This is a genomic window from Furfurilactobacillus milii (genome assembly GCF_009864005.1).
GTDB lineage: Bacteria > Bacillota > Bacilli > Lactobacillales > Lactobacillaceae > Furfurilactobacillus > Furfurilactobacillus rossiae_B.
In genome coordinates, this window is record NZ_WEZQ01000001.1 from 81,006 (window position 1) to 103,165 (window position 22,160).

At 43.5% G+C, this 22,160-nt stretch carries 20 protein-coding genes; 4 read left to right on the forward strand and 16 right to left on the reverse strand.

The window, feature by feature from the left end; genetic code table 11:
• Positions 1 to 18 precede the first annotated feature (18 nt).
• The 15 genes from GB993_RS00400 to dnaA all read right to left on the reverse strand — a co-directional run bounded on the left by GB993_RS00400 (position 19) and on the right by dnaA (position 18,236).
• Positions 19 to 1,398 (reverse strand): DHA2 family efflux MFS transporter permease subunit, encoded by a 1,380-nt coding sequence (locus tag GB993_RS00400; RefSeq protein WP_161002624.1) that lies wholly within the window; start codon positions 1,396 to 1,398, stop codon positions 19 to 21.
• A gap of 162 nt (positions 1,399 to 1,560) precedes the next feature.
• Positions 1,561 to 2,754, reverse strand: a complete 1,194-nt coding sequence (locus GB993_RS00405; protein WP_161002625.1) for an MDR family MFS transporter — start codon at positions 2,752 to 2,754, stop codon at positions 1,561 to 1,563.
• Positions 2,755 to 2,857: 103 nt separating this feature from the next.
• The gene (gene dnaB, locus GB993_RS00410; RefSeq protein WP_161002008.1) at positions 2,858 to 4,240 is read right to left on the reverse strand and encodes a replicative DNA helicase; all 1,383 of its coding nucleotides are present in this window, start codon (positions 4,238 to 4,240) and stop codon (positions 2,858 to 2,860) included.
• Positions 4,241 to 4,320: 80 nt separating this feature from the next.
• Entirely contained in the window at positions 4,321 to 4,773 is a 453-nt protein-coding gene (gene rplI, locus GB993_RS00415) for a 50S ribosomal protein L9 (RefSeq protein WP_017262418.1), read from the reverse strand.
• Between the two features lie 5 nt (positions 4,774 to 4,778).
• Complete coding sequence (locus tag GB993_RS00420; RefSeq protein ID WP_161002626.1) at positions 4,779 to 6,806, reverse strand: DHH family phosphoesterase; 2,028 nt, start codon at positions 6,804 to 6,806, stop codon at positions 4,779 to 4,781.
• A 185-nt stretch (positions 6,807 to 6,991) separates the two neighbouring features.
• Complete coding sequence (rpsR, locus tag GB993_RS00425; protein ID WP_017262420.1) at positions 6,992 to 7,234, reverse strand: 30S ribosomal protein S18; 243 nt, start codon at positions 7,232 to 7,234, stop codon at positions 6,992 to 6,994.
• A gap of 25 nt (positions 7,235 to 7,259) precedes the next feature.
• Positions 7,260 to 7,802 (reverse strand): single-stranded DNA-binding protein, encoded by a 543-nt coding sequence (gene ssb / locus GB993_RS00430; RefSeq protein WP_161002010.1) that lies wholly within the window; start codon positions 7,800 to 7,802, stop codon positions 7,260 to 7,262.
• 36 nt (positions 7,803 to 7,838) lie between these two features.
• Positions 7,839 to 8,138 carry a 30S ribosomal protein S6 gene (rpsF, locus tag GB993_RS00435; protein WP_017262422.1) on the reverse strand — a complete coding sequence of 100 codons (300 nt, stop codon included), beginning with the start codon at positions 8,136 to 8,138 and terminating at the stop codon, positions 7,839 to 7,841.
• A gap of 307 nt (positions 8,139 to 8,445) precedes the next feature.
• Complete coding sequence (locus GB993_RS00440; protein ID WP_161002627.1) at positions 8,446 to 8,775, reverse strand: heavy metal-binding domain-containing protein; 330 nt, start codon at positions 8,773 to 8,775, stop codon at positions 8,446 to 8,448.
• A gap of 137 nt (positions 8,776 to 8,912) precedes the next feature.
• On the reverse strand, positions 8,913 to 11,555 hold the full coding sequence (gene gyrA, locus GB993_RS00445) for a DNA gyrase subunit A (protein WP_161002628.1): 2,643 nt from the start codon (positions 11,553 to 11,555) through the stop codon (positions 8,913 to 8,915).
• Positions 11,556 to 11,618: 63 nt separating this feature from the next.
• A complete protein-coding gene (gene gyrB / locus GB993_RS00450; RefSeq protein ID WP_162853997.1) occupies positions 11,619 to 13,649 on the reverse strand; it encodes a DNA topoisomerase (ATP-hydrolyzing) subunit B in 2,031 nt (676 codons plus the stop codon).
• Between the two features lie 86 nt (positions 13,650 to 13,735).
• Positions 13,736 to 14,920, reverse strand: coding sequence for a DNA replication/repair protein RecF (gene recF / locus GB993_RS00455; RefSeq protein ID WP_161002629.1), 1,185 nt, complete (start codon positions 14,918 to 14,920; stop codon positions 13,736 to 13,738).
• Entirely contained in the window at positions 14,921 to 15,169 is a 249-nt protein-coding gene (gene yaaA, locus GB993_RS00460) for a S4 domain-containing protein YaaA (RefSeq protein ID WP_347877332.1), read from the reverse strand.
• 364 nt (positions 15,170 to 15,533) lie between these two features.
• Positions 15,534 to 16,673, reverse strand: a complete 1,140-nt coding sequence (dnaN, locus tag GB993_RS00465) for a DNA polymerase III subunit beta (protein WP_161002631.1) — start codon at positions 16,671 to 16,673, stop codon at positions 15,534 to 15,536.
• A 228-nt stretch (positions 16,674 to 16,901) separates the two neighbouring features.
• Positions 16,902 to 18,236, reverse strand: coding sequence for a chromosomal replication initiator protein DnaA (gene dnaA / locus GB993_RS00470; RefSeq protein WP_161002632.1), 1,335 nt, complete (start codon positions 18,234 to 18,236; stop codon positions 16,902 to 16,904).
• Between the two features lie 615 nt (positions 18,237 to 18,851).
• On the opposite strand from dnaA, the gene rpmH reads away from it, so the two are divergent.
• The 3 genes from rpmH (at position 18,852) to yidC (ending at position 20,365) form a co-directional block, all read left to right on the forward strand.
• The gene (rpmH, locus tag GB993_RS00475; protein ID WP_011668979.1) at positions 18,852 to 18,986 is read left to right on the forward strand and encodes a 50S ribosomal protein L34; all 135 of its coding nucleotides are present in this window, start codon (positions 18,852 to 18,854) and stop codon (positions 18,984 to 18,986) included.
• A gap of 110 nt (positions 18,987 to 19,096) precedes the next feature.
• Positions 19,097 to 19,441, forward strand: a complete 345-nt coding sequence (gene rnpA / locus GB993_RS00480) for a ribonuclease P protein component (RefSeq protein ID WP_017262430.1) — start codon at positions 19,097 to 19,099, stop codon at positions 19,439 to 19,441.
• A 42-nt stretch (positions 19,442 to 19,483) separates the two neighbouring features.
• The gene (gene yidC, locus GB993_RS00485; protein WP_431188871.1) at positions 19,484 to 20,365 is read left to right on the forward strand and encodes a membrane protein insertase YidC; all 882 of its coding nucleotides are present in this window, start codon (positions 19,484 to 19,486) and stop codon (positions 20,363 to 20,365) included.
• 111 nt (positions 20,366 to 20,476) lie between these two features.
• Here the strand turns inward: yidC and GB993_RS00490 are convergent, their stop codons facing one another.
• Positions 20,477 to 20,947: a helix-turn-helix domain-containing protein gene (locus GB993_RS00490; RefSeq protein WP_161002633.1), complete on the reverse strand. Its 471-nt coding sequence runs from the start codon at positions 20,945 to 20,947 to the stop codon at positions 20,477 to 20,479.
• Positions 20,948 to 21,261: 314 nt separating this feature from the next.
• On the opposite strand from GB993_RS00490, the gene GB993_RS00495 reads away from it, so the two are divergent.
• Complete coding sequence (locus tag GB993_RS00495; protein WP_161002634.1) at positions 21,262 to 22,155, forward strand: TMEM175 family protein; 894 nt, start codon at positions 21,262 to 21,264, stop codon at positions 22,153 to 22,155.
• Positions 22,156 to 22,160: the final 5 nt, after the last annotated feature.

Genomic DNA, 22,160 nt, shown 5'->3' on the forward strand with positions numbered 1-22,160 from the left:
AACTAAAATTTTTTCTGCCTAGTCATTATCTTGAATTTCCTTCGCATTTTGTAAACGAAAAGCCTGCGTCACGGCAACCAGTAATAGACACAAACAAATGCCAAAACCGACTTGAATCCCGACCCGCGAGTTTGGTACATGTAAACGGGCATCAGTAATCGTAATAGCCGCCACAATTAATGCCGTTCCCATCGTTGCGGCTACCTGACGTAATGTATTAAAAATTGCGACACCATCGGGAAGTTGCGCCCGTTTAAGATAAACTAACGAGTGTGTTTGTAACGGAATCAGCATCAGTACCAAACCTGATTGACGAACCGCCTGTCCTAAGGTCACCATCCAAATCGATGACTGTGCACCAATCAACATTTGTAACAGCGTTCCACAAAGGTCAATTGTGAGTCCAATGAGCACTAAATGTTTGATTTTAAAACGATCATAAAATTTACCGCTAGTCGACGACATAAAGCCGGTAATTAATGCCCCAGGTAAAATAACCAGTCCAGACACAAGCGGGCTCTTATGCATGCTATTTTGGACAAGCAACGGTAATAGGATCGTATTGCCATACATTGTCGCGATTATCAGTGAATTAATCACCAGTGCAAACGTAAACTGACGTGTTTTAAAAACGTTAAGGTTCACCAGCGGCTGCTTCGTTCGCAATTGTAACCAAACGAATAATAGCCAGAAAACTATCGCTGCTACTAAGGATAAGCTAATCAGTAACCCTTCTCCCGACAGCAACTGGCTGACGTTTGATAATGCCCACAATAAGAACCATAGACCTAAACTAATCAGCATTAACCCTCGGTAGTCAAAGGACAACGCCAAGCTATGCGACTCTGCTGGTAACGCCTTAAAAGCCACAACCAACACGCCTGCCAAAAATGGAATTAGTAAGATAAATAAATACCGCCAAGAGAAGTAGGTCAAAATGACGCCTGACAGTGTCGGACCAATAATGGGCGAAAAATTGAATGCCAATCCGATAAAGCCCATCACTGACCCCTGTTTACCTTTGGGCGCATAACGGATCGCCATGACATTTACCAGCGGCACCATAACACCTGCTCCAACGGCCTGAATCATGCGTGCAAACACGACTAGCCAAAAAGATGGTGCCATTGAACCCAGAATCGTCCCCACCAAAAAAACACTGGTAAAACCAAGAAATAGCCGTCTAAATGAAAACCGTTTAATTAAATAGGCACTAACTGGAATCATCAGTGCGTTAATTAGCATATAACCATTGCTAACCCATTGGACTTGTTCGGCTGTAACGTGAAACGTCCGCATTAAAATTGGCAATGCAATGTTCATCAGTGTAGAGCATAGTAAGCTCCAAAAAGCGCCAAAGGTTAAAATCGTCAGTGAAATTTTTTCTTGTCGTCGCAACTACATAATCTCCCCGAATATAAGCATAATTATATTTATTGTACGTGGTTCTGACCTCAAATTCACTGACAATTCTTGAAATAACACTATAAACAAAATCGGCAGCGACCCTAATCAGAGTTGCTGCCGATTTTATGAGTATTTATTTTTTAGCCAAATACATTAATACTGTGTCGTTTTATGATACATCAATCGGCGAATAACAATCACCATGATCCACGTCAACGCAATGGCAACTGCTGCAAAGCCAAACAAAAATTTGTATGAAGTTGCATCAATCAGAACACCACCCAGAAGTGGACCAATCGCCCGACCAGCAGCGGCAGATGCATTAACAGCGCCTTGGTATTTTCCCTTCACGTCTAATGGGGTCAACTGATTGACGATCGCCGGAATCGCTGGAAAGGCCGTCGCTTCGCCAAGTGTTAATACGGCAATGGCAAGGACAAACCCAATATACTGTTTAACAAAGAGCAGAATGACAAATGATATTGCAACTGCGGCAATTCCTGGGATGATTTGATAGTATGGATTGCGAATACGATCACCAAGAAAATTGACACCCATTTGAAAGACAAGAATAAGCCCGGCGTTGATCGTCCATAACAAACTATATTTTGTCAGTGGAATCCCTTGATCAGTCATATAAACGGCCATGTTTGATGTCCATTGCTCATACATGATCCAAATGACAATCAGTGTAGCGAAGAACGTCCAGATGATAATCAAATTAGGCTTAGGCAACTTGATTTTGCTCTTAGTCTGCTTGGCATGGGCTGCATGGGCTCGCACACTATCTACGTTAAATTGCGTCATCGCAATGAAGAAGTACGCCACATACATTGCCGCTGTGATAATGAATAGATATTGGACGCCGTGTTCATAAACAAAACCAACCATCATGGTCCCAAAGACAACCCCAAGGTTTTGCATAAAGTAGATCATGTTGAACACATATCGACCGTCACGACTTTTAATGGTCGTTCCTAAAGAATTAATCAGCGTGATCAAAAGTCCACTACCAAAGCCCATAAATACAAGACCTATTGGAAAGGCCGGCCACCCATGCCAAAAAATCAAGAAGGCCGTGGCAATAAACTCATAAACTGTCGCAATCAACGTCAGCTTATAAGCATCGACACGATCAAACAGCCAGCCACCTAAATAAGCACCAATGATATTTGCAGTTGAGTTAAACAACAATACGAGTCCAACAACTGTCAACGATTCATGAAGTGCATCATGAATATAGATGGTTGTCAGTGGCCAAATAAAACTTTGACCCATATTATTGAGGAGCCCGGCAACTAATAACCACGGCAGCTTAATTTCTTTCCCAGTAACTTGTTGTTGCATCGGTCTTCCCTCCAAATTTATTTCCCCGGAAATAATAATTGATTAGTACTGATAAACGGGTGTACATCGTCATCGATGCACGCCCGTTTTATTGGTTGTCACTCTAGTTTTGCGCGTTATACGCAATGTTTGAGAACTTGTTATACGATTTAACAAATAGTAATTTGACAGTTCCCCGGGCACCAGAACGGTTCTTTTCAATAATGACTTCAACTTCCCCAACGTTTTGATCCTCATCATCACGTGGATCGTTGTCATTATCCTCATCATCGTTGTCACGTTCATAGTAGTCATCACGGTACAGGAAGGCAACAATATCGGCATCCTGTTCGATTGAACCAGATTCACGAATATCAGATAACACTGGTCGTTTATCCTGACGTTGTTCCAAACCACGAGATAGCTGTGACAAAGCAATAACTGGCACACGTAATTCCTTAGCCAATTTTTTTAACTGACGGGAAATATCAGAAACTTCTTGTTGCCGGTTTTCTTTGTTCCCACCTTCAATCAACTGAAGGTAATCGACAATAATAATCCCTAGATCATGTTCTTTGGCCAAGCGACGGCACTTTGCACTGATTTCAGCCATCCGGTTACCGGGTGTGTCATCAATGTAAACACTGGTCTTAGATAGCGCGCCCATGGCCACAACGAGGTTCTGCCATTCCTCATCAGTCAGCTGACCTGTTCTCAAATGGTTTGCATCGATACTGCCCTCAGCACAAAGCATCCGGTTGACTAATGATTCAGCGCCCATTTCAAGACTGAACAAGGCCACCGTCTTATTCGTCTTTGTTGCCACATTTTCAGCGATATTCAGAACAAACGCTGTTTTACCAACACCAGGACGAGCAGCAAGAATAATCAATTCATCATCATGAAATCCAGTCGTCATCTTGTCTAGTTCATGGAAGCCCGTAGCCAAACCAGTAATTTCGTCGCCATTCTTTGATAACTCATTAACGGTGTTCATAGCCTGATTTAATACGTCCGCAATCGGTTTAAACCCACCACTATTACGATCGTCGGCCACCTTCATGATTTCTGTCTCAGCATTTTCAAGCAGTGTCGAAACATCATCCTCTTCGTTGTACGAACGGGTAACAATGTCCGTCGCCGTCTTTATCAAGCGACGTAGCAAAGCCTTCTCTTGAACAATCTTGGCATAGTAAACGACATTAGCCGCAGTTGGCACTGCCTGTGCCAACTCGGCAATGTAAGTCACCCCACCAACGTCATCAATTTGTGCGTTGGCAGTCAGGGCATCGTTAACTGTCACAGCATCAACGACTGTACCATTATTATTCAAATCAATCATCGTTTGAAAAATAATCTGATGCGCTCGACGGTAAAAGTCCTCAGCTTGGAGATATTCCATCGCTTCAGGCATGGCGTCATTACTTAAAAAAATGGCCCCCAATACGGCCTGCTCTGCTTCAATGTTTTGTGGCGGGGTTTGTTCCCGCAAATCTACATTATCCATGCTATCTCCACTTGATTCTGAACCAAAATAACAAAACGCACCATTTCCCGGGAAATAGTGCGGTCAAAATACCTTAATAACTATTGTTCAACCACGTGCACACGAATCTTCGCGGTCACTTGGCTGTGTAGTTTAACTGGTACATTTGTATAACCGAGCACCCGAATTGGATCCGGCAATTCGATCTTGTGCTTATCTAACTTAATATTGAATTGTTGATTTAACGCCTGAGCAATCTGCTTTGAAGGAATTGAACCAAATAAACGACTATCTGAACCAGCTTTGGCCTTAATTTCAACAACTGTTTCATCAGCCTCTAATTTCTGTTTCAATTCCTGAGCCGTTGCTAATTCAGCTGCTTCTTCGCGAGCTTCAGCACGTTGCTGGCCTTTTAGTTGGCTCATGGCAGTTGCGGTTGCCGCTTTTGCCTTACCTGTCTTAATCAAGAAATTTTGAGCAAACCCATCTGGTACTTCTTTGACTTCACCGCGTTTGCCACGGCCACGAACATCCTGCGTAAAAATAACTTTCATCGTTGTTACTCCTTTGCATCCTGTGTCGCTTCTGCCGCCTGATTATTGAGAATGTTCAATAATTCTTGACGAACTTCGGTAACACTTTGATTTTCAATCTGTGTGGCTGCGTTTTGTAAATGACCGCCACCGCCCATTTGTTCCATAATGACCTGCACGTTAACCTCACCAGTAGAACGAGCAGAGATACCAACCCGGTTGTCAGCACGTTGGGTAATAACAAACGAGGCTTCAACACCTGCCATATTTAGCAATGAATCAGCAGCTTGGGCCGCCGTTACCGAATCGTATGTGGTACCGTCTTCTCCAGCAATCAATGCCACATTCTCATTAATCAGTTCAACTCGACTAATGAGGTGATTACGTTGCATGTAACTGTCCGGATTTTCCTTATTAAATTGAACAATCAGCTCTGCATCAGCACCAGCTGACCGCAAGTAGCTAGCTGCGTCAAACGTTCGCGTACCAGTATGGTTCGTGAAGTTTTTAGTATCAATTTCAATCCCGGATAGCATTGCTGTCGCTTCAATTTTGTTCATTGCGTTTGCTTCCTGTGGTTGATACTCTAACATCTCTGTAATCAACTCACAAGTTGAACTTGCATAAGGCTCAATGTAAACCAAAATTGGGTTTTCAGGAAATTCTTCACCCCGTCGATGATGATCAATAATCACAGTTCGATTCTGAAGCTTGTCATACACACTCTCAGCCATCGACATGGATGGCTTGGAATGATCCACCATAATCAATAAACTTTGATCAGTGGCCCGATTAGCAGCATCTGCCGGCGTGATGATTGCATCTTTTACTTCTGAATAATTATCAATGGACTGTAACAAACGTTGAATATCAGAATGGGACTGTTGTGCCTCATCCAGAATAATCCAACATTTCTTACCGTTCATCTGTGCAATCCGTCTAATCCCCAGGCATGCCCCTAATGAGTCCATATCAGGCGTTCGGTGACCAGCAACAAATATCTGGTCCGATTGACTGAATAATTCCTGTAACGCCTGAGAAATCATTCTGGCACGCACACGCGTCCGTTTTTCCATTGGGTTCGTCTTACCGCCGTAAAAACGGGCTTCCTCATTTTCAGCTTTAACAACGACCTGGTCACCACCACGACCAAGGGCTAAATCCAAATTACTCTGAGCTAGGCTAGCCAGACGATTGATATCTTTCTGTCCATAAGCTAATCCCATGGACAAAGTGAGCGGATAGTTCTGTTTAGAAGTGGTTTCACGAATCGTGTCGAGAATCTTAAACTTATCAGCTTCCAAATTTTCCAAGTCACTCAAATGGCCAACTAATAGATAATGATCTGAATTCAAACGGCGCAGGTACGTATTGAAATCTTTAGTCCAGTCTGTCAGTGTGCTTGTCACATAATTACGAAGTGTTGAAATATCTGAATCACTCATGCTTTGAGTCACTTCATCATAGTTATCCAATGAAATAATTCCAAGAACAAGTTGTTCATTATGGTAGTCACGTTCAATCTGCGCGTAATGACTGACATCCATCAGGTACACAACGTTTAATTCTGGTTGAACCAGCAAGTAAAATTGCTTATCAGCCCACGTAATCGTACTGTATGTTTCATCTTTTGCGTGTGTTTCAATCGCATCAGCCAACGTTTGATCCACGCTGGCAATGCTCTTCCCTAACACTTCTGTATCGCCAAAATAGGCCTGTAAATATGGATTAATCCAGGCGACGCGTTGATGATCATTGAAAATCAGCACGCCCATTGGCATTTCAATCAGTGCTTCCTGTTCACCACGTTTAATGCGATAGGATAAATCGGCGATGAACTCTTGCGTATCGATACTGATCTCCTGCAGAGTATTGAAAATCACGACCAACACGACAACGGCCGCAATCAGCACAATGAGCCCAAATATCCAATTCAACATAAACGCTGTAATAACGCCCAACAGGCCTAACGCCAACCCATAAAATGCAATCCACCGCAAACGCGTGTTTTGCATGAAAACGGGCAAACGAAATCTTGCGAGTAATTGTCTCATGTTGTTCGTTCCTTTCTATAAAGTATTGCTACCAGTAAAGTACTTCGGTACCGTTACACTGTTACCAGTTTATCACATCTAATGTGACCAATACACAGCACACGACAGTCTGTGGATAATGAAATTGTCAAACCTAAAGACTAAAAAAAACAGCCCCCTAAAAGGGCTGTTTGATAAAACATTGATTAGTCTTCGGCTACGAATGGAAGCAATCCCATGATCCGTGAACGCTTGATTGCCACCGTCAAACGACGTTGGTTCTTAGCGGACGTACCAGTCACCCGACGAGGTAAAATCTTGCCTCGTTCTGAGATGAACCGTTGCAACAATTCAGTGTCTTTGTAATCGATGTATTCGATGTGGTTTGCGGCGATGAAGTCTACCTTACGGCGACGACGGTTACCACCACGACGACGTTGATCTGCCATGATATGATCCTCCTATCTTCTGAGACTAGAATGGAAGGTCGTCATCCGAAATGTCAATGCTTTCACCGTTACCAGCGAAAGGATCGGCAGGAGCCTGGCTTGTTTGACTGGAAGGTGCAGCATTACCCGCATTGTTCCCGCCATTATTACCAGTGCCGCCAAACGGATTGGCGCTTCCTGATTGAGGAGCATTATTATTGTAGCCGCCGTTGTCGTTTGTGTTACCGGAAGTCCGTTGATCAGATTGAGAACGGGATTCTAGTAAGGCAAAGTTTTCGACGACCACTTCAGTGACGTAAACGCGCTGGCCCTGTTGGTTCTCGTAGTTCCGGGTTTGAATCCGGCCCTCGATACCAACTAGTGAACCCTTATGCGTGAAGTTAGCGAAGTTTTCCGCTGACTTACGCCAGATTACACAGTTGATGAAATCAGCCTCTCGTTGGCCCTGTTGGTTAGTGAACTGACGGTCCACTGCCAACGTAAATGAACCAACAGCTGCTCCTGATTGTGTGTAACGAACTTCAGGGTCACGGGTTAAGCGTCCGGTAAGAACTGCGCGATTAATCATAGTTGTAGTGCTCCTCTCTTAAAATTTTTGTTTTGTTTACTTGTCGTCACGTTTAACGATCATGTGACGCAAGATGCCATCGCTGATTTTAGCCAAACGATCAAATTCGTTTAAAGCTTCAGCCTGGTCAGTGGTTAGGTTTACAACGTGGTAAGTACCTTCGTTGAAGCCTCCAATTTCGTACGCAAAGCGACGAGTTGACCAGTCTTTTGAATCAGCAATTTGTGCACCATTGTCTGTCAAGATCTTGTCGAAACGTTCAACTAAGGCTTGCTTAGCTTCACTGTCAAGATCTGGGCGAACAATATAAGTAATTTCATACTTAGTTGCTAACATTGACTGTCTACCTCCTTATGGACTTTTGACCCGCTATTTTTCAAACGGGTAAGGAGTCATTCACCAGAATGGCGAACGCTCACGAACTAAAAGTATAGCATGGCAAAGCTTAAATAACAAGGGATAGCTTATGGCGTTTGACGTAACTGATCGATGTATACAGGCCACGTTACAAACACTGAAAGGTTATTTTGTCTTACCACAGAACTCCTAATCCGCAACGCCTGTTGTTCGTTCACACACCTATAACATACGCAAAACGACAACAAATGTTTGTTGTCGTTGATTTTTTTATCTTAATTACTCGCTACTTAAATTTAACAGCCGTTCCATAAGCTGCGACAGTCTCCATGTCTTGGCTAATTGAATCCGAGTCATAGCGCATCATGACTACAGCATCAGCACCCATCGCCGCAGCATTTTCTCTCAATCGATCCACTGCAATATCCCGTGCCTCACTGAGCAACTCAGTATAGGCTTTAATTTCACCACCAACGATGTTTTTCAAACCAGCACCAATATTACGCACAACATTTTTGGATTGTGTTGTTAACCCAAACACTTCACCAATAACTTCATACTCTTGACCAGGGATCCGTTCTGTCGTCACAACGAGAATCTTTTTTGAATCACTCATGCAGTATCACATCCTTAGCTAGAATTTATAATTCGCTTTTATTGTCTAGGATTAGCATCGCAAAAGCAATCGACAGCTACTGAGTAAATAAAAAAGCACCGCGATTTTATTCGCGATGCTTTTATTAATTGTGCTTTTTAGTCGTTGTCGTCATCAGCATCATCAGATGTATCATCCTGATCAGCTTCAGCACGTTTCAACAATTCGTTGACCTGTGCATCAGCGTCACCGGCTGGTTCATCGCCTGCTACTGGTGTCGTCGAATCAACATTCTCGCTTGAAGATGATGGCACTGTGTTATCACCATCAGTTGGTGTCGCACTAGCTGAATCATCTTCGTCCTCGATTTCAGGTTCTACTTTGGCCATCGTCGCTACTGAGGCATCTTCATCGATTCGAATCAAATGAACCCCAAGCGCTGCACGGCCTGTTTCAGAAACAGAATCGATGCTAAAGCGGATCATAACACCCTTGTTAGTCACTAGCATGATATCTTCTGTGCCATTAACCGTCGTTAATCCAGTCAATGGCCCATTCTTAGCTGTCACGTTAACAGTCTTAATCCCTTTACCACCGCGACCCTTAATTGGGTATTCGCTGGCCTTAGTTTGTTTACCGTAACCCTTCTCGCTAATAACAAGCACATGACTGTCCGGCTTCAACACGTCAGCACCAACAACAAAGTCGTCATCACGCAAACGAATTCCGCGAACTCCGGCTGCAGAACGACCCATGTCACGAACAGCATCTTCTGCAAACGATACCGCGTAACCAAGGTGTGTTCCGATAATCATGTTTTGATGACCATCCGTGATGGAAACATTCATCAATTCATCACCATCGTGCAAATTAATGGCCTTCAGTCCGTTACTCCGGATATTACTGAACTCACTAACAGCCGTGCGTTTAACCACACCATGAACCGTCGTGAAGAACAAATAATTATTGCTCTCATCCGGACCACCCTTGACGTTGATCACCGCTTGAATACGTTCACCGGCATCCACGCCAAGTAAGTTGATCACTGGAATTCCCTTAGCTGTTCGGCCGTATTCAGGAATTTCGTAGCCCTTCATGGCATAGACTTTCCCCGTGTTGGTAAACATCATCAACCGGTCATGAGTCGACGTAGAAATCAGGTGTTCAATGAAGTCGTCATCATGAACGTTCATACCTTGAACTCCACGGCCACCACGATGTTGAGCCTTAAACTCGGTTGTTGGTAGACGTTTGATATAACCATTGTGGGTCAACGTCACAATGACGTCTTCTTCTTCGATTAAATCTTCGTCTTCAATATTCGAAATGTCACCGACCTGTAACTCAGTCCGGCGTTTGTCACCAAACTTAGTCTGAATTTCAAGTAGTTCTTGGTAGATGATTTCGTTGATCCGTGAATCATGGGCCAAGATATCCTTGTAGTCAGCGATATCTTTCATCAACCCAGTGTATTCATCTTCAATTTTGCCACGTTCCAAACCAGTTAACCGAACAAGCCGCATGTCCAAAATGGCTTGCGCCTGTTTATCAGACAACGAATAGTTGTTCATTAACTGAGCTTTGGCAACATCAGCCGTTTGTGAATTACGAATAATCGAAATAATGGCATCAATGTGGTCTAAAGCGATCCGCAAACCTTCAAGAATGTGCGCCCGCGCCTGAGCACGCTTTAAATCAAACTCAGTCCGACGACGGATAACACTTTCTTGATGCCGCAAGTAGTCAATCAAAATTTGCTTAAGACTAAGAACTTTCGGCGTGCCATCTTCAATAGCCAACATGTTGAAGCTGAATGAGGTTTGCAACATCGTCATCTTGTACAAATTATTCAAAATAACGGACGCAGAAAAGTCTCGACGCGCGTCAATCACAATCCGCATACCTTCACGATCAGATTCATCGTTGATATCCGTGATACCTTCGATGCGTTTGTCACGTGCTAATTCAGCGATATGCTCAATCAATCGGGCCTTGTTGACCATGTATGGCAATTCGGTCACGATGATGCGTTCCTTGCCGTTTTTTTGCGTTTCGATGTCAACTTTTGAACGCACGGTAATGGATCCCTTACCCGTTTCGTAAGCCTTCCGAATACCAGCCTTACCCATAACGATCGCACCAGTTGGGAAGTCTGGTCCCGGAATGGCTTCCATCAGATCAGCCGTTGTGGCATCAGGGTTGTCCATCAAAATGTGGATTCCCTTGATAACTTCAGCCAAGTTATGCGGTGGAATACTCGTCGCCATCCCCACGGCAATCCCTGAAGCACCGTTAACTAACAGGTTAGGGAACCGCGCTGGCAATACTGTTGGTTCACGTTCTGTACCGTCATAGTTGTCTTGGAAATCAATCGTATTTTTATTGATATCACGTAACATTTCCAGTGCAATCTTACTCATCCGCACTTCCGTGTAACGCATAGCAGCCGCACCGTCACCATCGACAGAACCGAAGTTCCCGTGACCGTCAACTAACATATACCGGTAACTAAAATCTTGTGCCATTCGCACCATGGATTCGTACACGGCGCTGTCACCATGTGGGTGATACTTACCTAAAACGTCACCAACAATTCTGGCGGACTTTTTATAGGGCTTATCCGGTGTATTGCCAAGCTCATGCATATCGTACAAAATCCGGCGGTGAACCGGCTTCATTCCGTCACGAACATCTGGCAGCGCCCGGGCGACAATAACGGACATCGCATAATCCAAAAATGATGTCCGCATCGTTTGCGACAAATTGACGTCGGTGATGCGACTTGGTAAATCTTCGCTCATTTCGCTACTCCTTTGTCTTCGTTCTTACGTCGGCGCTCTAGTACTTTAATTCACACAAACAAATTAAGCATCAAGGTTTTCAACGAACTTAGCGTTATCCTCGATAAACTTCCGACGTGGCTCAACTTTATCACCCATCAACATGGTGAAAATCTGATCTGCTTCAATAGCATCTTGTGGATCAACTCGTAACAAACGGCGTTTTTCAGGATCCATTGTTGTTTCCCAAAGTTGTTCAGCATCCATTTCACCAAGCCCTTTATACCGCTGAATCATTGGCTTTGGAGACGGTGGCAACTGACCTAAAATCGTGTTTAGTTCATCATCTGAGTCGATATAGCGCATCATCTTACCTTGAGCAACTCGGTACAACGGTGGCTGCGCAATGTAAACATAACCAGCGTCGATCATTGGCCGCATAAACCGGTAGAACAATGTCAGCAACAGTGTCCGAATGTGGGCACCATCGACATCGGCATCGGTCATGATGATTAGCTTATGGTAATTAGCCTTTGAAATATCGAAATCTTCACCAAAACCAGTTCCTAATGCGGTAAATAATGACCGAATTTCTTCATTGGCTAAGACACGATCCAAACTAGCCTTTTCAACGTTCAAAATCTTCCCACGAATTGGCAGAATTGCCTGCGTTAACCGTGACCGACCTTGCTTAGCTGAACCACCGGCCGAATCACCTTCGACGATGAATAATTCTGAAATTGTTGGATCCTTAGAGGTGTTATCCGCTAACTTACCAGGCAGGTTTGAAATTTCCAGACCTGACTTTTTCCGTGTAACTTCACGTGCCCGTTTGGCAGCAACCCGCGCTTTCGAGGCCAAAATACCCTTGTCCACGATTTTACGAGCCGTGTCCGGATTTTCCATCATGAACCGACTGAATGTGTCACTAAACAAATGATCAGTGGCGGTCCGGGCATCTGAATTACCCAACTTAGTCTTCGTTTGACCCTCAAACTGTGGATCTGGGTGTTTGATTGAAACAACGGCCGTCAGACCTTCACGAACATCATCCCCAGACAACGGATCGTCGTTATCCTTCAACTGACCACTCTTATGTGCGTAGTCATTAATTACTCGTGTCAGCGCTGATTTAAACCCAGTTTCATGAGTTCCACCTTCATAGGTGTGAATGTTGTTGGTGAACGTTAGTAAATTGCTGTGGAAATCGTCAGTGTATTGCAGGCTGACTTCGACCACGATGTTGTTTTGAGTTCCTTCAACGTAAACAGGATCCTCGAACAAAACATCTTTGCCATCATCCAAGAACTTAACGTATTCCTTAATTCCACCTTCATAGTGGAAATCTTGTTTGGTCGGCGTTTCTGGGCGATTATCGGCAATCGTAATTCGTAAGCCCTTGTTCAAAAAGGCCAGTTCACGAATCCGAGTCGTCAAGACTTTAATGTCATAAACCGTTGTTTCACGGAAAATATCCGGATCCGGCTTAAAGTGGACAATGGTTCCATGAGCATGCGGTTCTGAATCGCCGATGATCTTCATTGGTGTCTTAACGTGACCAGTATCAAAATCCATGTAATAGATTTTGCCATTTCGCATAACCTTAACGTCCAATTCAGTGGACAAGGCGTTAACAACGGACGCACCAACCCCGTGCAGACCACCAGAAACCTTATAACCGCCACCGCCAAACTTACCACCGGCGTGCAAAATTGTATAAACGGTTTCCAGCGCTGGTTTACCCGTTTTCTTTTGGATATCGACTGGAATCCCACGACCGTTATCCGTCACAGTAATGGAATTGTCCTTTTCGACAACCACATTAATTTCATTAGCGAAACCGGCTAACGCTTCATCAATCCCGTTATCGACAATTTCCCACACAAGGTGGTGCAGTCCTTGAGAACTGGTCGTCCCAATGTACATTCCGGGACGTTTACGAACGGCTTCAAGGCCTTCCAAAACCTGAATTTGATCAGCATTATACTGACCAGCTTCAGCTTCACGTTGGTTGGCATCGCCAGAAGCAACCTTTGATGCTTGGTCAGCCTCTGCCTGTTCCACACGTTCGCGTTCCGCTTGCGTTAACTTTTGCTCGTCGTCTTGTTCAGCCAAAGTAATTCCTCCTCAAACGTGGTCCAGCATCTAAAAACGGACCGTTAACCACGTTGCTCAAAAACTGCTGCTTACTAACTTGTTACTTACTCCTGTTTTGGTTCCTGTCCATCGTTACCGTTTTGACTATCACTACCATCGCTTGATGATAATGATTCATCCTGACTTAAATGACCGCTAGCGATATTAAATATCGTCGGGTCATTGATCAGTTTACGGGCAATACCGCTTAACGATGTGGTGGTTAGAAAGGTTTGCACCTTGTCTTGAATAGACCGTAACAGGTGTGTCTGTCTTGCATCATCCAGTTCACTCAGGACGTCATCTAGTAACAACACTGGATATTCACCTGTGATTGCCTTCATCAAATCAATTTCAGCTAGTTTCACAGATAATGCCGTCGTTCGTTGCTGACCTTGTGAGCCAAATGTCTGGACATTTTTACCGTTAACCATGAAGTGAAGGTCATCGCGGTGAGGGCCAATTAATGTCGTCCCTTGCTCGATTTCCTTCGCTTGTTGTCGCTCAAACTGTTCCTGATACGCCTTGTACAACGTATCGACACTTTGTTCGCGCGTTGCTTTAATCTGGTTAACGTATTCAAACGCGAGTTCTTCGCGCTCTTGTGAAATCACTTTATGCACTTGTTGCGCCCAAACGGCTAGTTGATCAAGAAAATTCAACCGTGCGGCAACAATTTCAGCACCAAACGCCGCTAGTTGGTCACTCAACACACCGAGATAAACCAAATCCTTAGCCTGTTTACGTTGCAATTGCCGCAAGTAATTATTCCGCTGTCGCAAAATTGAACGATACTGACCAGCGTTATACAGATACTTAGGACTCATTTGCCCAAATTCTTGGTCAATGAAATGCCTTCGCACTGATGGCGATCCTTTAACCAGCTCTAAATCCTCTGGAGCAAACAAAATCACATTAAGATTGCCCACATAAGCCGATAAACGAGCCTGCTCAAGGTGGTTCACCTTGGCTTTTTTGCCTTTCTTGCTAAATGTCAGCTCCAATGGCGTAACCGTATTCGTTTTATGAACACGACCAGCAACTAAGGCCTCATTAGCCTGCCAGCCAATTAAGTCACGATCATTTGCCGTTCTGTGCGAACGCGTCAAGGCTAAAACGTAAATTGCTTCCAGCAGGTTTGTCTTTCCCTGTGCATTTTCGCCCAGTAACACATTCACACCTTGATTAAATTTGACGTCAAGGTCAGCGTAATTACGAAAATTCTTGAGGTGTAAACCTTCCAGGTACATTTACGCATCCTTTTCCGTTGAGTCTGCTGACTGATTTTGCCGTATAAAAAATAGCCCTACATCTGGGACATCCACTGAATCACCAGGATAAAGTTTACGACCACGACGATCATCCGGTTCGTTATTAACGGACACTGAATGTTCGCGTAAGTACCACTTAGCCTGGCCGCCTGAATCAACAACTGATTCTTCTTTCAACAGTTGGCCCAAAGTAATGAAGGCTGTCTTGATTAAAACTTCTTTTTTCACAATCAACACCATCCCTTACTTACAGTAACTATTATACCGTTTTCAGAACCGAAAAACAATTAATTAACCGGTTTTTACGCCCTATAATCGATTTTATATCTTTTTAAATACCCGATACTAACGAACCCTCAAAATGGCTAAGAGACGCTTTAAACGCAAAATACGACAAAATCGCCTTAAAAAACGACTTTTATTTCGAATCTTGCCGTTGTTTTCCAATTTCCACGTTCTGTCGTTTGGAATTACCGGAAACACGTTAGCCACAGAAAGTGACTTTCACAAGCTTGGCGCAAAAAAGGAGCACTCCGAGACCAGTAGCATTTTGGTCTCGGAGTGCTCCTTTTTGAATTACTTATGCATTCAACTAAAACGTCCGCACAGGTGTAATTAGTTGAATAAAGTTTTGTTCATCCTCACTTGGTACCAAGGTGAATGGCCGTAGTGCCGAAGTGAAGCTTAATTTAATCTGTGATTGACCAAAAGAACGCAACGCATCCTTCAGGTAATCTGGGTTAAACGAAATCTCTAAGTCTGACCCTTCTAGGCTGATGGCCGATAGATTTTCTTCAACAGCACCAACATCTGGTGAGTTGCCGAAAATTGTGGCCGATTTTTCTTCGCCCTTCAACGTGATTTTAACCACGTTGTTACGACTTTCATGTGATAACAACGAAGCACGTTCAATAGCAGATAGTAACGTTGGTGCTGAAATTTCCATGGTCGTGTCAGATTCACTAGGAATTAGGCGTGACGTATCTGGATAATTTCCTTCTAACAAACGTGAATAGAAAGATGTGTCACCGAGTAAGAAGAGCACCTGGTTTTCAGCGAGGCGCATTTTAACATCAGTGCTGTCTTCACCAATCATCCGTGATAGTTCAACTAAGGACTTCCCGGGGATGATTACGTCATGAGTTTCCGTAGCTGGTGTCGGCAGCGTGATCTTGCGCTGACTTAAACGATGTGAATCAGTAGCAACAGCTGTAAATTGATCACCGGCCAAAGTAAAGTGAACCCCAGTCAAAATTGGGCGACTTTCTTGGTTTGAAACGGCAATAACTGTGGTGTTGATGATGTCACGGAAGACATCCCCAGCCAGTGTTACTTCATCATCGCTTTCAATTTCAGGTAAGTGCGGGTAGCTATTGGCATCCAACCCGTTGATCGTAAAGGCAGCTGCTCCAGATGTAATGTTTGCCTGAAAACCTTCTTTAACTGCGATGGTCATCGTAGCTTCTGGTAACCGTTTGACGATCTCACCAAAGAAACGTGCTGGTAAAACAATGTTACCTGCTTCTTCAACATTTAGTTCTGCGTTTTCATCATCAGCACGGAGTGTGGTTTCAATCGAAATGTCGGTATCGGATCCAGTAAAGGTAATTTCATTATTGGTAACTTCTAGCTTTAATCCGGTTAATATCGGAATTGTTGTTTTTGTAGAAATGGCACGCGAAACATCATTGAGCTTTTTAATAAAACTTTGTCGATTGACCGTAAATTTCATTCTTAGTCCCCCAAAGTGGTTTATGTAATTTGGGGCAAAGCCCCATTACTTATTTAAGATATAAAGATAGTCGTAGTAGTAGGCAGTGTGGATACTGTGGAAAACCAAGAATTTCAAGAACTGGTAAAGTTTTCCACCTGTGGATAACTCAAGTAAAACTCAGATGGTTTCGATTTACTTATCCACAGGTCCTAACGACGTCCTGCCCCCATGATACGCCAGTTTTCACTAGCGTTGTATCTCAATTTTAAGCTGCTGAATGTTTTCAGCAAGTTTTGCGTCGTTTGAAATACTCTCTGCAATTTTGTCGCAAGAATGCAAAACGGTTGTGTGGTCTTTGCCACCAAAGGCTTTACCGATTTTTGGCAAGGATGAATTCGTTAATTCACGGGCTAGATACATCGCAATTTGCCGTGGGACAACGATTTCCTTCATCCGCTTTTTACCTTTAAGATCGACGAGATTAACGTCAAAGTAGCTTGCAACCTTCTGTTGAATGAGTTCGATCGTAAGTGTTGGTTTGCTTTCGAGGTTAAGGCTCTTCAATGCATTGTGAACTAAGTCTTCATCAATCGGCTTCTTTTGGAGGCGCGAATAGGCCTGTACACGTGCGAGAGCGCCTTCCAATTCACGGACGTTACTATTGACCTGACTGGCAATGATTTCGAGTGCGTCATCAGGAATTTCAATTTGTTCACGCTCAGCTTTATTACGTAAAATGGCAATTCGTGTTTCTAAGTCAGGCGCCGTAATGTCAACGGATAGGCCCCATTTGAAGCGGCTCACTAAGCGGTCTTGTAACTTAGGAATTTCGTTGGGCAAGCGATCAGACGTCAACACGATTTGTTTACTATTGTTGTAAAGTTGCTCAAACGTATGGAAGAACTCTTCCTGAGTCCCTTCCTTGTCTGCAAAGAATTGAATATCGTCCACAAGGAGTAAATCAACGTACCGATACTTCAACCTGAATTGTTCCTGAGTCTTGTCACGGATCGACATAACCATATCATTGGTGAACTCTTCACTGGTGACGTACATGACGTTGGTATTAGGGTTACGAGCAATCATGGCATGGCCGATGGCGTGCATTAAATGCGTTTTACCCAGGCCAACACCACCATAAAGAAACAAGGGGTTGTACAAGGTCCCAGGTTCCTCAGAAACCGCCATAGCAGCAGCATTCGCCATCTGGTTCCCCTTACCAATAACGAATGTATCAAATGTGTATTTGTCATTTAGAGAGTTTGCGTGATTAACAACTTCAGTTGTGGCAGTGTCAGTAACAGGTTCCTTTACTGTTGGCTGAGCCGGTTGTTCTCCCTCAATGACGTACTCGGGTTCCAACTCAGCTTGAAAATCGGAGAAAGCAAATTCGACCAGTTTTGGGGTTAGAGTCCGCTCCCAGTAGTCTTTATGAAGCTGGGAAGGAACTTGTAAAACGAAGCGTGGCGGCTGGTAAGAAAGAGGCAGTGCTGATTCGACCCACGTATTAAAGGTAACGGGTGACAAATTAGCGCGAAAACTTTCTTTTAAACCATCCCAGAGTGTGTTTTTATCGACCACCGATGAAGCCTCCTAGAATGAATTATGCATAAATAGTAATAATTTATGGCGAAAAATGGAAATAACAAAATCTGCAAAGACAACTTTAGCATGAACAAACTGAGTTTTCCACAGGTTCCACAGAACAAGTTACGAATGTTCCACAGGATTGTGTGAAGGTTATCCACAGGAGCGTTGAAAAATCAGGATTTGGCTTCTGTGAAACAAGTTTTCCACCGGCGAGTGTGATTAAATAACGTTGAGAACAATAGCTTTCGAAAAGTTATCCACAGAAAAAATCAGAGGTGTGGATAACTTTTCAAACGGCTGTGGATTTGTGTATTTTGCTGTTAAAATCCTGTGGAAATAGCGTTTTTTAAAATCTAAAATCCACTGAACCTGTGGATTAGTTTTTCCAATCTGTGGATAACTTTTGACTCACAAATTACCAGAATCGACAATTTGTTGTTTGCAAGTAACTCTGTCTATGATATTATATTTAGGAACTGCATGAGTTTTCTCGTGCGCTAGCTTTTAGCTAATCAAACATATATGTAACGCTGGATATCCAAGTGTGTCGTCACGTCACCACTAAGGTATCTGTGTCGTAACGATCCAAAGGAGGTGCAATCCAACATGAAAAGAACTTACCAACCAAAGAAGCGTCATCGATCACGTGTCCATGGTTTCCGGAAACGGATGAGCACAAGTAACGGCCGTCAGGTGTTAGCACGTCGGCGCCAAAAGGGCAGAAAAGTATTATCTGCATAAAAACAGGCCACTGATATTTTTCAGTGACCTTTTTTATTTTTTTAGTCCACGATGACCATTAGTGTTGGTTTTGTGGCGTTGAATCATTTTAGTTGAGGAGATTCGGACCATTGAGAAAGTCATACCGCATCAAAAAAGAAAGCGAATTTCAAACGGTCTTTGAAACCAGAAACTCGATTGCCAACCGTCAGTTTGTTATCTATACAATGGATAAACCAGAGCAGCCACATTTTCGTGTCGGAATTTCTGTCGGTAAAAAGATTGGCAACGCTGTCCATCGTAACTGGGTTAAGCGGCGAATTCGGCAGTCATTGTTGGAGTTAAAGCCAATGCTTCGTCAGGACGTCGACTTCTTAGTTATCGCGCGACCTTCAGCTGATGGGCTATCAATGGCCGAAATCAAAGAAAACCTGACGCATGCGTTACGTTTGGCAAAGCTGCTGGATGCAGAGTAGCGTTACAGCAAAATATAAGTGGGCAACATAGGCAGTATCAAAATGAATGAAGTAAATGAGGAAAAAATCGTGAAGTCAAACGGAAAACGCTCCGGCCGTAAAAGCCGACGACGATTAGCGCTGACCATGATTGCTGCAGCCAGTTTATTCTTGGCAGCGTGTGGTAAAAAGCCAATCACCAGCAGTAGTACAGGATTTTGGGATCACACGATTCTGTATAATTTAAGTCAATTCATCATTTGGCTGAGTCATGTATTCGGCGGTTATGGGATGGGGATCATTATGATTACCCTGATCATCCGGATTATTATTCTGCCATTGATGATTTATCAAACGCGGTCAATGCGGCGAATGCAAGAAATTCAGCCACAATTGTCAGCGTTGCAGAAGAAATATAAGTCGCGTGATACAGCTACGCAACAAAAGCTTCAGGAGGAAACACGAAAATTATATGCCGAAGTTGGCTATAACCCGGTTTCCGGATGTTTACCACTGATTGTTCAGATGCCAATTATTTGGGCACTGTATCAAGCAATCTATCGGACAGCAGCATTGAAGACGGGGTCGTTCTTATGGATGCAGCTTGGGGATCGTGATCCTTACTTCATTTTGCCAATCCTTGCGGCCGTCTTCACTTTCATTAGTTCTTGGCTGAGTGTTAAGAGTCAGCCGGAAAGTAACTCAATGAATGCTGTGATGGTTTGGGGGATGCCAGTGATCATCTTCTTCACTGCCGTATCCGTGCCAACAGCGTTGTCATTGTACTGGGTAATTTCAAACGCCTTCCAGGCTGGTCAAACATTGTTGATTCAGAATCCTTGGAAGATTAACCGTGAGCGTAAGGAACGTGAAACGGCTAAACGCGACCAAGCGAAGGCCAAGCAACGAGCAATCAAAAAGGCTCGTCGGTCACGACGTCGTTAATTTAATAAATGATTGAAAAATCTGCACGCCTCATCAATTGATGAAGCGTGCAGATTTTTTAAAATCGTGTAAAAATTATGCCTATTGTAAACAGCAAAGATTATATAATAACTAATTTATGAGGCCGGACTGAACACTTTCTAGAATGAACTCAATGCGCTCTTCCATTTGATTCATATCTTCAAGTGGATGAGTCATCAGGATATTGATAGCCAGTGCTTCAATTCGTTTGTACCAAAACTGATAAACTTTTTTTCCTGAAGCTAATAGCTTTAAATTGTGCACCCGTCGATCTTTTGTATCCTCGACTTGCTGGACCAAATTGAGTTTCATAAGAGCAGTAATCCGCGTTGAAAGCAGCGGACTCGACATGCGGAAAAGGTGGCTAAGCTTCGAAGATGTGATTCCTGGTTCTAAACCAATCTGAGTAACCAGTAAAATATCGCGTAGACCCAGTTTTGGAAGATTGCCAACGTCCATGTTGACCTTCTGTAATGCATAGATATCGGCGAGGTGGCCATGAATTAACAAGGTCGTCATTCGGGCGATGTCAGCCTGCGAAGGTTGAGCTTGCTGTGTCACTTTAATGACTCCAATCTGTATAGCTTTTAATGTGGTTTTTAGCGCAAGTGCGCCGAGTGCGCTATGTATAGAATAGACGGGTGGTGTAAACAGTTCAAGCCGTCAATGATTACAATAACGTTACAAATGAAACTATTGCGGTCATTCATTATTTATTGACTATAAGTTTTGCGATGAATATTGGCTACGATTCGAATTAATTTACCGATGACAACTATTTTGGCTCAGATTGCTGTTCGGCACACTTTATAGTGGTGTCTATGCTTAAAGAACCTTAAACTGATAGTAGTTTCGATTTGGAGATGGCATGAGCGATGAATAAAGAGCGGTTCACCGGATTTTCTGACGCGATTATTGCGATTGAGGTTACGATTCTGATCCTTGAAATTGAACCACCTGAGCAGGCAACGCTGGCGGCAGTTCTAAAGCAAGCAGGTTCGTTTGCCGCATTTACCGCTAGTTTTCTATTAATTATGGCAACATGGTACTTTCATCACAATATTATTAACGCTGCCCAGCGTGTGACGTTTCCCGTGTATTTGGCTAATACTCTGTGGATTTTTGTGATGTCATTATTTCCTCTAGCCACTGCTTGGGTTGGTCGATATCCGTTAGCTTTTTGGCCTGAATGTCTATTCATTTTAGTAACGTTAGTGTGGATGGGTGCCTATTCGTTGTTAGTATATAGCTTAGGTGCGGCCAATCCGGAACAACGTCATGAGTTTTATGCACTGGGAAATTCTCGCCCAAACGTACTGTGGCGTTTTGGCATCGTTATTGTCGTGCTATTGATTTTACCATGGTGGCCAATTGCAGGAATCCTAGGGCAGATTCTGTTAGGTGTGGCCTCTGCTGTGTCAACACTGCGAAATAATAATCGTCATCAAAATATTAATAAATCGCGATTAATTGCCTTTACGGATGGCATCATCGCTATTATCGTGACCTTGTTGGTTTTACAGCTAGCGGTGCCAGCAGGGATTCACATCCATGATTTATTGACCCAAAGTGTTAAATTTGCCGCCTATGCGATTAGTTTCTTGTTCATTATGATTGTGTGGTATAACCATCATGATTTATTTAATGGTTCTGGTAAGATAACGACTATCGTTTACTGGGATAATGTTCTATGGCTTCTCTTTTTGAGCTTTTTCCCGTATGTGACAGCCTTTGTAGGGGAGTCTCCAGACAAACGGTTGGCAGAGTGATTATA